Source organism: Pseudomonas sp. yb_9, assembly GCF_043103635.1.
Classification (GTDB): domain Bacteria; phylum Pseudomonadota; class Gammaproteobacteria; order Pseudomonadales; family Pseudomonadaceae; genus Aquipseudomonas; species Aquipseudomonas monteilii.
On record NZ_JBICKA010000065.1, the window covers coordinates 26,769 to 37,683 of the forward strand.

At 62.1% G+C, this 10,915-nt stretch carries 11 protein-coding genes; 2 read left to right on the forward strand and 9 right to left on the reverse strand.

What is annotated here, in order from left to right; genetic code table 11:
* Positions 1-2: 2 nt before the first annotated feature.
* The 7 genes from ACF8MI_RS18225 to ACF8MI_RS18255 all read right to left on the reverse strand — a co-directional run bounded on the left by ACF8MI_RS18225 (position 3) and on the right by ACF8MI_RS18255 (position 3,891).
* Positions 3-320, reverse strand: a complete 318-nt coding sequence (locus ACF8MI_RS18225; RefSeq protein ID WP_392517695.1) for a hypothetical protein — start codon at positions 318-320, stop codon at positions 3-5.
* Between the two features lie 178 nt (positions 321-498).
* Positions 499-972, reverse strand: coding sequence for a hypothetical protein (locus ACF8MI_RS18230; protein ID WP_392517696.1), 474 nt, complete (start codon positions 970-972; stop codon positions 499-501).
* A gap of 153 nt (positions 973-1,125) precedes the next feature.
* A complete protein-coding gene (locus ACF8MI_RS18235) occupies positions 1,126-1,563 on the reverse strand; it encodes a tellurite resistance TerB family protein (protein WP_392517698.1) in 438 nt (145 codons plus the stop codon).
* Positions 1,564-1,591: 28 nt separating this feature from the next.
* Complete coding sequence (locus ACF8MI_RS18240; RefSeq protein ID WP_392517699.1) at positions 1,592-2,416, reverse strand: bacteriophage antitermination protein Q; 825 nt, start codon at positions 2,414-2,416, stop codon at positions 1,592-1,594.
* 3 nt (positions 2,417-2,419) lie between these two features.
* Positions 2,420-2,635, reverse strand: coding sequence for a hypothetical protein (locus ACF8MI_RS18245; protein WP_392517700.1), 216 nt, complete (start codon positions 2,633-2,635; stop codon positions 2,420-2,422).
* A gap of 222 nt (positions 2,636-2,857) precedes the next feature.
* On the reverse strand, positions 2,858-3,319 hold the full coding sequence (locus ACF8MI_RS18250; RefSeq protein WP_392517702.1) for a hypothetical protein: 462 nt from the start codon (positions 3,317-3,319) through the stop codon (positions 2,858-2,860).
* Positions 3,316-3,891 (reverse strand): hypothetical protein, encoded by a 576-nt coding sequence (locus tag ACF8MI_RS18255; protein WP_392517703.1) that lies wholly within the window; start codon positions 3,889-3,891, stop codon positions 3,316-3,318. Before ACF8MI_RS18255 ends, ACF8MI_RS18250 begins: the two co-directional genes overlap by 4 nt.
* 170 nt (positions 3,892-4,061) lie before the next feature.
* Between ACF8MI_RS18255 and ACF8MI_RS18260 the strand changes: the two genes are divergently transcribed.
* Together ACF8MI_RS18260 and ACF8MI_RS18265 are read left to right on the forward strand one after the other, a co-directional pair.
* Positions 4,062-4,727 carry a helix-turn-helix domain-containing protein gene (locus tag ACF8MI_RS18260; RefSeq protein WP_392517704.1) on the forward strand — a complete coding sequence of 222 codons (666 nt, stop codon included), beginning with the start codon at positions 4,062-4,064 and terminating at the stop codon, positions 4,725-4,727.
* Positions 4,728-5,028: 301 nt separating this feature from the next.
* Positions 5,029-8,877 (forward strand): plasmid replication protein, CyRepA1 family, encoded by a 3,849-nt coding sequence (locus ACF8MI_RS18265; protein ID WP_392517705.1) that lies wholly within the window; start codon positions 5,029-5,031, stop codon positions 8,875-8,877.
* A 293-nt stretch (positions 8,878-9,170) separates the two neighbouring features.
* On the opposite strand, the gene ACF8MI_RS18270 is transcribed toward ACF8MI_RS18265, so the two are convergent.
* Together ACF8MI_RS18270 and ACF8MI_RS18275 are read right to left on the reverse strand one after the other, a co-directional pair.
* The gene (locus ACF8MI_RS18270; RefSeq protein ID WP_392517706.1) at positions 9,171-10,718 is read right to left on the reverse strand and encodes a protelomerase family protein; all 1,548 of its coding nucleotides are present in this window, start codon (positions 10,716-10,718) and stop codon (positions 9,171-9,173) included.
* Positions 10,719-10,734: 16 nt separating this feature from the next.
* Positions 10,735-10,915, reverse strand: a 181-nt coding sequence (locus ACF8MI_RS18275; protein WP_392517707.1) for a hypothetical protein, incomplete at its 5' end; no start/stop codon positions are given.

Sequence of the window (10,915 nt, forward strand, 5' to 3'; positions counted from 1 at the left end):
GTTCACCTCAGAGCCCGAGCCCACCCGGCTCGAGCACCTTCGATAGTTGCATAGCCCTCGTCGACGTAGTCGCAGGCCGGGCAGCGAGCGCCCCACATGCCGCCCCGAGAGAAGAAACGGGCAACGCCCTCGCCCTTGCAGTTGTGCGCTGGCATGTCCTGGTCGTTCACCAGGTGCCAGGAAGCAATGGCGCGTGCCTCTACGGTCGAGGCATCGCCACGGTTATTGCAGGCCGGACAGATCCACATGATCAGGCCGGTTTCGACCTGGTGGCGCCGCTCGGGCGCCGTGGCGCAGTGCTGGCATGCCTGGACAGTCACGGGCGCCTACCTATCCCGCTCAGGTATACGCAGAATGCGACCCCCAGCAGCACCTGAACCCCAAAGTAGACCGGTATAGGCGTCAGAACGAGCCACCACGAGCAAGTAAGAACGCCGATCAGTTTCGAGATCACGAGCCCAACAAGGACGCCAAGGCAGATCACAAACCACGGCATAGTCAGTAGCTCGACGAGTCGGAGCTGCTCGAACTACTGGAATCAGAGCCGCCCCAGCTACTCGAGTCACAGCCGCTCGAGCGGCTCCAGGAGTCATCCGAGCTGCAGCGGGAGGACGGCGTCGAATCGTGCCGAGGAGCAGGGGTGTCGTCGTGGCGGCTCGAGTAGGATTCTGCCGGGGTAACCAGGTTCAGCGGTGATACGGGGCTCAGCGGATTGAGCGGGTTAAGCAGGTCGACCGTAGGCGCCGGTGCCGGTGCCGGTGCCGAACGTGCCGGGCGCTCCCAGTATGGCCGAGCCGTGGAAGTGGAACGGGCGACTGCAGCGAGAGCCCGGTCTACTGCGGCGATCGCGTCGGCCTGGGGGCCAACCAGCGCAATGCGATTGCGCAGGCGCTGGCGCTGGCGCTCTGCCTCGGCGGCAGCTTCGCGCTCGCGACGGCGGCGCTTGATTCCAAAAATATCGAGTCCGAACATGAGCCTATCCCTGCTTTTTCCCGACCAGGAGCACCGCCAGCAGTAGCGCGACGATCACCAGGTCAGCACACATTGAGAGGAGCCGACTCGTCGAGTCGACCAGGACGACGCCCCCGGCCAGCCCGAAGGCCAGCCAGCGGCGAACAGAAGTGATCAAGCCTCGACCCCGAAGTCTTTGAGGCGCAGGCCCAGCTCGTTGCCGATTTCGGCCAGCACCTTGAGCTCCTCGGGGCTGATATTCCCGTCGCCCTCGGCCACGGTCAGCATGTTGACGAACACCTCCTCGGCGTCGGCGGGGTTGTTCTTGATATCGCGAATCTCGCGCATGATGTTCATGCGGCCCAAGCGGAAACCGGCCTGCAGCTGCTCGGTGAACAGGTTCACGGTGCTGGTGATTTCCGAGCCGAAGTGCTCCAGGGCCTTGTTCGCACGAATCTGGATATCGATTTGCGCGGCTTCGTTCTTGCTGATTTCGCCGTCAGACGCCGCCACCAGCAGGCAACCGCCGACAATGGCCTGCATCAGGTCGCGGTTTTCCAGTTTCTTGACCGCACGCTTAGCGCCGAACAGCTTTTTGCCCAATCCGAACATGGTGTTTCCCTCGTGGTTTTGTGTGTGGTTAAAGTGCTTTCCAAAGCGCCTCGAGCGCCTCGGTGTCGAGCTTGTCGAGCTCGTCGTGCATTGCCTGCCAGCGCCCTACCCAGTGCTGCCGGTAGTTCACCTCGGAGACTCCGAGGAGCAGCGCCACGGCCACGCCGCAGTGCCGCTCGATGCCGCAGTTCTTGAGTAACTTGTGATCCTGTACCGCCATGTGAGCCAGGCCCTGCGCTCGCTTGAGCGTCTTTGCCTGGAGCTTCCCGAGCCGTGGCGCGACTCGCTCCCACAGCACCAGGACGCAGCCCGCTTCGTCGTCCCACTCCTTTGAATCGCCGTAGGTGTAGCGAATCCAGCGGCTGTACTCGGGCGAGAGCGTGGTCACAGTGCGCACCAGGTGCGCGTCCTGGAACGCGGTAGACGGCAGGGGGATCGAGCTCTTTTTCTTCGCCCGCGTCTCGCTGTAGGTCACCCGCGTGGTGTCCCGGGCCAGGCTGGCCACGTAATCCAGGGGGAGCTTTCCGGCCTCGGCGCTACCCTCGACTGGGCAGGCCGCGAGCTCCTGGGCGCGATGGCGCGGGAACGCATCGCGCAAACGCTGCTGCTCGACGACGCCCGTGCCTGCCGCGTCAGGCTCGCGGCCCGTCTCGGTGTAGTTGCTGGGCGCCAGGTAGGCGAACATGAGCCGCTCCCGCAGCCATACGAGGCCCTGCGCGGTCACCAGGTCGCGACGCGCCCGAACAGTGGTCGCAGTAGCGCCAACCACCGGGCCGGGCACGAGGACCCACATATCGAGCGCGTCGACCGGGGGCGAGGGGTGTTTGATTTCAAGCGAAAAACGAGCAGTCATTGCTCAGCGCCTCCTGGCAAGAACGGAGAACCCAGCGCACAGCGAGCACCTCGCAGCCAGTGGCTTGATCGCCAGGCGCTTTGCGTCGATGGCCCTGCCGCAGGCGCCGCAAACGGGGGTAAAGATGGAGGCCTCGCGCACCAGGTCGTCGCTCAGGATCTCTCGAGCGACTGCGTCGTCCTGGCAGAGCTCCAGGCCAGAGAAAACATCAGGAGACATGCCCGATCCTCGGCGGCCAGGCGTCGGCTACTGCATCCGCTGCACTCAGGCTGTTAAAGCCCTGGACGAACCAGGTGCACTCCTCAGCGCAGTCAAACTCAATACGCATAACGTCGGGATTCCCGCCGACTACTACAGCCTCGCCGCGACCGTCTCGACGGGGCAGCTCAGTCACCAGCACCGGCGGGCGGTTGGCCGCGCCCACAATGAGGCGAACAACTTTCATTCGGTCACCTCAGAGCGTGACGGAGGCGCGACCAGCAACGCGAAAGCGTCACCGTCACGCTTAGCCAGATCGGCGCCAGCGATCGCCAGCGCGGCCAGCACCGGCGCGAAGAACTGCGCGAAAGCCTCGGGGTCGTTCTTGGCCAGGTTCGATGCACCGTGCGCCATCAGCGTCAGCGCCTCGGCGTGCTCCTCGAAACCACCAGCCTTGCAGACCTCGGCCAGCGCCAGCACCGTGCCGCCATAGAACGTCATGGCCGGAACCTTCACCTGGTGCGACTGCACGACTGCGTGCTTCTGCTTCAAGCGGTAGCGCTTCGATCGCTCAGCCGACAGGCGCTTGGCGCGGTCTTCTTTGGACTCGCCCGGCACGGCGTGGAAACGCTCGCGCAGGGCCTCTTTTGACTTGGGAATGTGATCACTCTCGACGGAGTGAACCAGGCGCAGGGCGACGCTCATAGCTTCTCGCCCTTGAGGTTGGCCAGCATCAGCAGCGGCAGCGGTCGGCCCGTGCCGGTCGCTAGCGCCACCAGCTCGTTGAACATGGCAGAAATAGCCTCGGTGCCCTCGACCAACATGCGGTCGACGTCGGCAGGGTCGTCGGTGAGGTCGTACAGACCATCATGGGCAGGCGCGCTCGCCGCCAGAAACTCGCCGATTGCCTGGGTCACTTCGCCCAGCCTGGCCTTTGCCGACGGCACGCCGACCAGGCCGACCAGCTCAGGGATACGGACGTCGAAACAGCCGGCCATTGCCAGCAGCTCGGAACGAGCCGAGCGCTGATAGTCCTCGGGCAGGCAGGAGAGCCAGACCCATTTCCATTCCAGGGGGAACGGCTGGGTCGCGTGGAAAATGCGCGACACGCGCTGCGACCAGGCCTTTCGAGTCCGCTGGTAAGCCTCGACGTCGTCGGGCTCCTCGTGCTCGATCAGCCCTGCAGCAGCGAGGGCAAGTGCGAGGCGCTCGCTGGCGAATCGCTCGAGGGACCAGTCGGAATGGGCGAACCACCGGCTGGTTTGATCGACTATCACGTCCCGCTCAGTCCGCGTACCCATAGCACCTTTCCCTAGAAAATTGGTCACATGTCGCTTTCCCCACATTTTCTATATTTAGAGCAAAAACGCAACCAGAATTCTAAATATCGAGTAGTGCCGATAGGCATTTAGAAGGGACAATATTTAGCTAAATAGGAGAGGGAACCATGAAGCGCGATCACACCATCGGCACCGCAATTCGGACGCGGCGGCAGGCGCTTAAATGGTCGTTGCAAAGCCTGATCGATGCCTCCGGCTTGGAGATATCGAGCGGCCACCTCGCGACCATTGAGACAAAGGACGTAGCGCCCAGCGTTTATGTCGCCGCCGCCCTTGCGAAGGGGCTCGGAACCACCGTTGACTCATTGCTGCGAGAGACGCAGGACCCGGATAGATTCAGCGAGCCAACCGTCAATATTCAGCGCGTCCCCCTTGTCACCTGGGAGAGCGCCAGCGAATGGGCCAAAAACCCCGATGCTAGACGTCTCCCGTCGGGCACTGAGTGGGTCGTACCGGCAGACACACCCGTCGGCCAGGTCTTCGCTCTGAAAGTCCGCGACGAGAGCATGCAGTCACCCTCGGGGGTCAGCTTTCCGGCTGGCTTTACCCTGTTCGTCGACCCTGCGCGCAAACCAGGTGTAGGTGACTATGTAGTCGCGCACCTGGGCGAACCGACCGCGCCTGTCTTCAAGAAACTGGTTAGGGACGGGTCGGCGTTCTACCTGCAGTCCCTGAATCCACAGTTCCCCATGCAGCAGGTCGGTGATACATTCGAGAGCATAGGTGTCGTCGTCGGCCTACGGGCGGCGTTCGACAAAGGAGGGGTTCTATAAAAAGAGCGTCGCTGTCTTCTAAATATAGAGCGGACGACGTAAAGTAGCGGGGCTACCCGCTAACGAGCAGTATTTTTTCAAAGGCTAGAAAGGACAAAGGCCGGGGGGCTTTAGCAACCCCCCGGCCTTCGCGATAGACGCACACCTTACGGTGTCTTACTGCAGCACATCGGGTTATCTGTTTTAGCGGGCAGGTAACCAGACAAATGAACTTGCCGTTCAGTGCTCAGTTTAGGCCCATGATGGGTCACGTCAATCGTTTGTACCTTTTCACCTTTGTACTTTTGACCAAAGGGACAAGATGACAAACGTACCACGGAGCACCGGTCTAGGGGCCTTCTATAAGGAGCGATTCGACTCCGACCCCTACAACCTGCTGGCCTACTTCGACGCGGATATCGCCGCCGTCGCCGCTGACGCTTCGCTCAAATGGGCATCGGTCAGCGCCAGCGTTCGCCTCAACGGGCTGAAACTCAGCAAGTATTCGAAGACTAAGATCGAGGCCACGGAAACCCGCTACCACGGCAAGCTGATGGTGTGGGGCGACCTGCGTACCAGCGAGCCGAAAAAGGCTGGCCACGAGCCGATCACCTTCCCGCAGCTGACTTTCAGCAACAACGTGACCGGCGCCGTCACCTGGAGCGGTTTCGCTGCGCTCCTGGAACTGTACCGGCGCGAGCAGGGGCTCGAGCAAACCGAGCAGCAACAGAAGTTCATGGCCGAGCAGGCCAAGCGCCGCGCCGAGCGCGAGCAGCGCCAGCAGGCCGAGGAGGCCGAGGCGAAGGCCCGCGCCGAGCGTATCCATGCCGAGCGCCTGGCTTTCGAGCGCACCTGGTTCACCGGCGAGCGCAGCACGTTCACCTATGAGGAGCAACGCGGCAAGGCCTCGCGCCTGCTCGAGGGCTTCGTCGAGCTGATCGGCCCGGAAGACGGCACCGCGCCCTACCTGGTCAAAAAACAGATTTCCGCCATTGCGTCACGCTTCGAAATGAAAAGAATGCGTGACCGTCACGGTGTTTTCACTGCGATTCCCCTCTACGACATTCACCGCAATTTCATCGGCCTGCAGCGCCTCTACGACGACAAAAAGCTGCAGGGTACTGGCGTCAAGATGGACGGCGCCCACTGCGTCCTGGGCGACCTGGAGTCGGCAGACTACCGGTATTCCGTCGAAGGCTTTGCAACCGGCGCCAGCGTCTACTTGGCCGAGCTCGAGGCGAAACGCAACGTCGCGGTAGTGGTCACGTTCAACGTTGACAACCTGTCGAAGGTGCTCCAGGTCTACGCCAAGCTTTACCCGGCTTGGCGCTTCACCAACGCCGCCGACAACGACCAATGGAAAGCCACCGGCAACGCCGGACACCTCGCCGCGCTCGACATTCACCGCGAGCTGCAGCACGTAAGCACCCTGCCCCAGTTCGACCTGAGCGACGAGGAAGTCGCGGCAGCTAAGGCGACCGGCAAGGGTCCAACCGACTGGAACGACTACCACGTCCTCTACGGCCTGAAAGCCACGGCCAAAGCCTTGCGCTCCAGGGCAAACGCGGTGCGCGCCGAGAAAGACTGGTTCACCTACTGCCTGCAGCGCGTGAAATACAGCGGCAAGCTCGCCGATAAAGCCGCAAAAATGGCGATCAGCTCGGGCATGAACCTGGTGCCGATCAAGTACAGCACCGACGAGGTAATCGAGCGCGTGCTCGAGCAGCTCCCCGTCGTTTGTCCTGACGCACTGCGTATCAAGCTGCGCAGCCTGGCCCTTTGGATCGCTCGCGACCGCTTGGCCAAAGCCCAGCAACTGCGCAGCTTCTCGCCTGCCGCGCTGAACAAGCCGCACATTCAATACATGCCGATCGCCGCAGTACCGCACCCTGTGCACGGTGGCCCTATGATCCCGCCACACTTGGCCGACCTGATCGAGAGCCTGGAGGGTATCGTCATCACGCGGGCGCCCATGGGTTCGGGCAAAACCGAGGACCTGATCGCGCCACTGCTGCAGGCTTCGGCCAAAGGCGCCTATGTGGCGCACCGTATTTCCCTGCTGGACGACGCCACAGCGCGCCTGAACCTCAAGCGCGGCACCGAGGAACAGGCCGACATTTCGGTCAAGCACTATAAGCACGTCCAGGCGCACCACATGCCCTACGTCTCCCATCTGGCCTGCTGCGTCAACAGCCTGACCAACCAGAAGTTCTACAACGCCGAGGAGCGCAGCTGGTTCACCACGCTGGAGACGCTCTGCATCGACGAGGCCAGCCAGGTTATCCGCCACACCACCACCGGCCCAGTCGAGGGCCGCGTCAGGGTCATGGATGCTCTGATCGAGGCTGTCGCCTCGGCCAAGCGCGTGCTGCTGTGCGACGCCGACGCGAACGACACTGTTATCGAGTTCTGCGAGCTGGCCCGTCCTGGCCAGATCATCACCGTTATCGAGGTGACCGGTACCGGCAGCGATATTCGCGTCGACCACGGCGACGACGAGAGCGTCTGGCAACTGGCCGTCGACAAAATCTGCGCCGGGCGCAAAGTCCTGGTGGCGAACGATTCCGCCGAAAGCGCCAAGCGCATGGCGGCGCTGATCGAGCAGAAGGTCAAAGACGGCGAGTGCAACCCCGTGCGCATGCTCCTGGTGCACTCCGAAAGTAAGGCCGACGAGGACGTCGAGGCGTTCCTCAGCGCCCCCAAAGAGGAGGCTCTCAAGTACGACGTGCTGATCTACTCCCCGGCGATTTCGTCCGGCGTATCGATGGCCTGGGCGAAGCCCCATTTTGACTGCCACTTTGGCCTGTTCAGCGGCAATACTGTCGGCCCGTCCGACGCTATGCAGATGATGCGCCGCGACCGCACCGCGAAGCACTATATCGTCGGCATTGGCCACGCTTCGACCCAGCGCGAGACGAACCCCGACGTCATGTATCGCGGCATGCTGGCGCTCGAGAATCTGGCTTGCCAGATCGAGCACACCCCCGACGAGTACAAGGTCACCAGGAAGAAAACAGCCTTCGACAAGGTTTATCTGTCCGCCGTTACCTCGGAAAACCGGGCGCGCTCGGGCTTTGCCAATAACCTGCTGCTGATGCTCGAGGCCGAGGGCTACCAGGTGCAGCGCCTGGACCTCCAGGGCGCCGAAGAGGAGCTCGCCGCCCAGTCCCGGGAAAACAGGAAGTTCGCGGGCGAGCTGGTGTTCGCCAAGCGCATGGACCTTATCGACCGCGTGGCCACACCAACCGAGGAGGAGTTCGTCAAGCTCGACAGGCAGGACGTACACAGCGAGAGCGAGAGCGCTCAAATCGACCGCTACCACATCGAAAAACAGCTAGGCGTAGATGAAATCACCGCCGACGACGTCGCGTTCTATGACGATCGCGGTGTGCGCAAAGTTGTCGCCCTGGAGCTGCTGCAGTCCAACGACAAGCAGGCTCAAGCCTATGACTTCGCCCAGCGCAAGGCCGGTGTCACTCTCACTCAACACCGTTTCAAAGCGACGCCCCGGGCAATGCTCGAGCGCATTTTCGAGATTCTGACCCTCGACCGCTTCACCGGCGACGGTGAGTTCAGCAGCAAGCAGTGCCGCGAGGTCCTCGACTTCGTCCGCACTGATCAAGAAACACTGGACCTCTACAACACGCTCGGCCTCGGGCGCTACATCCCGTCGCTGGCCTCGAAGCTCTGCGCCACCACGCTGGTTAAGTCGATCCTGGAGAAGCTCGGGCAAACTGCTATCAAGCGGTCGACGAACGGGCAGAACTTGTTCGCGCTCAAGCCTGATAATTGGGAGTTCGTCATGGGCTACGTACAGCGCCGTGCAGCGAAGAACGTCCACTCCCTGACCACCCACGAGCACGAGGCCTCGCACCAGCCGCTGCTGGCGCCAGAGGAGCTCGCAGACCTGCCAGCCGCCCTGCTGACCCACGGCGCCAGCAGTGACACTTTGCAGAGTGAGGGTGTAAGCACAGAAGGAAAGTATCACTTGAATACTGCGGAACGGATTTTCGCCGTCGCCGCGCAATGCGACCTCCCGCCCGGTATCTCTGCTGCTCGAGTGGTGGGGGCGCTGAACCCCGACATCGCGGTTCGACTGGCTGATCCGGGAATCGACCTGGCCTCGGCAAAATGGATGCTCAACTATGCGGCCCAGCTCATTGCTCGGTAACCGCGCTATACTGTATGAAAGTACAGTAGTGGCTTTTTAATACGAGGGGAGGGAATCACCTTGCAGTGCCAGGAAAGAATGGACGTAGCGTCCGCCAAACTCAGCCGCATTCGGTCCATGCTTAGCGTGGCGCTCAAGGCGGGAGCGGAGGCAACTAAGGGGGAGCTGCTCGACGCGATCGAGTCAGCTCTCGAGGGAATCGACGCTGCAGACGCAGCGCTCAGGGAGGGAGAGAATCAGGGGGTTATGCCGGGGCGACCTGCCCCGGCAGACTTGGCAGGTAACTGCCATGATCAGCGCGTGGTGCCGTTGCCCACCAGGTCCTGATAGGCACTCTCCCTGCTGTCACCTTCGCCCCTGGCCACCTCAACGCCATTGACTTTCGCGACAGCAAGCCACACCCCGTCCACCTCTGAAACCGAAATGCGCGGTTTCGCTTTGGCCACCTCGTCCGGGACGACCGGCGCCACCGCTCTGATCGAGCGGTTAGGGGTGGCGAGGGCATCGCTGGCCAGCTCCAGGTACTCTTTGATCAGCGGGCGGTAGCTGCCGACGTTCACGCTGATAGCCTTCTGAGTGATCCGTGCGTCTGGCGCGGCCTTGACGGTATCCTTCACCCAGCGGTGAATTTTGAGCATCGCCTCGCGCCCGTCGACCTTCTCGTGCTTGTCCAGGGCCTCGAGCGCCTCGAGCCTGCTCGCGTAGGGGCTGTCGATCGCTTCGGGCGCAGCGGGCTTCGTGTAATCGATCTTGAATTGCTTGTATGAGCGCTGGGTGATCGCGTCGCCGTGGCCGAGCATTTCGCGCCAGAACACATCCTCGTTTACGCTTTTCCACTTGGCGTCCCGCCCGAAATGGAGCTCGAAGACGACCCGCGCCCAGATCGCCCGGGAGTCCTTGAACACACGCTCGTCGCTGCCCAGCATGCGCTTGGCCAACTGGTTCAGGTTGCTGTGCACGCGGTTGTTAATCGCGACGTTGTCCAGGTGCTGCAGCTCCAGAGCCTCGGGCAGGCTGCGCAGCTTGGCCAGCGCTTCGAGCACTGCGTCGGCCTGCACAAGGGTGTAAATGCGATAGCTCGAGCTGTAATCGAGGCCCTCGCGGCGCTTGGCCTGGCCGCTGAACTCGAGCTCGTACTCGCCGACCTTCTCGAAACGCCCCTGCTTGATCACTTCAATCTCACGGCGCCCGGTGGCCAGCGCAATGCCGAGCGCCAGATGGGAGAAGTACGGGGCGGCAACGCCGTCGCGCACCTGGACGCTGTAGAACAGCTCGTTGATGGTGTCGATCAGCTGGTAGTAGTTGACCTGGACGGTGTTCGTCGCCTTTTCCTCGAGCGCCTCTGCGGCCTCGTCGACCAGCTGGTCGCGGGTGATTTTCGGCAGGGTCAGGTGCCGCATGACCTCGTGATCGAGCTTCATTTCGTCGATATCGCGGTAGGCGTCGGCGTCCTTGTCCTGGCGCACCTTGACCACCAGGTCGTGATGGGCGACGCGCAGATCGGAGATATGGCCGTGCTCGAGCAGCGCCTGCAGCTCCTCGGCATATTTCGGGTAACGCTTGGCCAGGCGCTGCACGCTCTCCTCGAGCGAATGGTGCCTCCAGTTCTGAGCGGTGACCGCCTTGCGGACTGCGGTCAGGTAGCGGCGATAGCTCGAGGCGCGGATTTTGTCCTCGCTCTTGCGGCGCTTGTCCTCATACAGCGCGTTTTTCAGGCGATCGGCCAGGCGCCCGATGCGCTTCGTCTTCTCGCTCCTGGAGAGCTCCTGGTTGTCGTCCACTGCCTTGACGTCGGTGATCAGATTCTCGATCAGTTCGCCCAGCTCTACCTTGCGCCCCATGCTGCCTCCTCGGCATTCACCCTTGTACCTGTTTCAACAGCGTAGCCCCTTTGGCATACACCGCAACACCAGATGAATTATACACCCATTTACCATGCATGTATACACCTTTTCGCACGTCTACATACACCCTTACAGTCAATCCCTGCCAGCATGCACCTATACAGTCAATCCCCTGCCATAATGCCATGGTAGAT

Coding starts and splice junctions, on each gene's coding strand:
- ACF8MI_RS18260 (WP_392517704.1), top strand. CDS start 4,062: ATGAAGCGCGATCACACCATCGGCACCGCAATTCGGACGCGGCGGCAG.
- ACF8MI_RS18265 (WP_392517705.1), top strand. CDS start 5,029: ATGACAAACGTACCACGGAGCACCGGTCTAGGGGCCTTCTATAAGGAG.
- ACF8MI_RS18250 (WP_392517702.1), bottom strand. CDS start 3,319: ATGAGCGTCGCCCTGCGCCTGGTTCACTCCGTCGAGAGTGATCACATT.
- ACF8MI_RS18245 (WP_392517700.1), bottom strand. CDS start 2,635: ATGTCTCCTGATGTTTTCTCTGGCCTGGAGCTCTGCCAGGACGACGCA.
- ACF8MI_RS18240 (WP_392517699.1), bottom strand. CDS start 2,416: ATGACTGCTCGTTTTTCGCTTGAAATCAAACACCCCTCGCCCCCGGTC.
- ACF8MI_RS18230 (WP_392517696.1), bottom strand. CDS start 972: ATGTTCGGACTCGATATTTTTGGAATCAAGCGCCGCCGTCGCGAGCGC.
- ACF8MI_RS18235 (WP_392517698.1), bottom strand. CDS start 1,563: ATGTTCGGATTGGGCAAAAAGCTGTTCGGCGCTAAGCGTGCGGTCAAG.
- ACF8MI_RS18270 (WP_392517706.1), bottom strand. CDS start 10,718: ATGGGGCGCAAGGTAGAGCTGGGCGAACTGATCGAGAATCTGATCACC.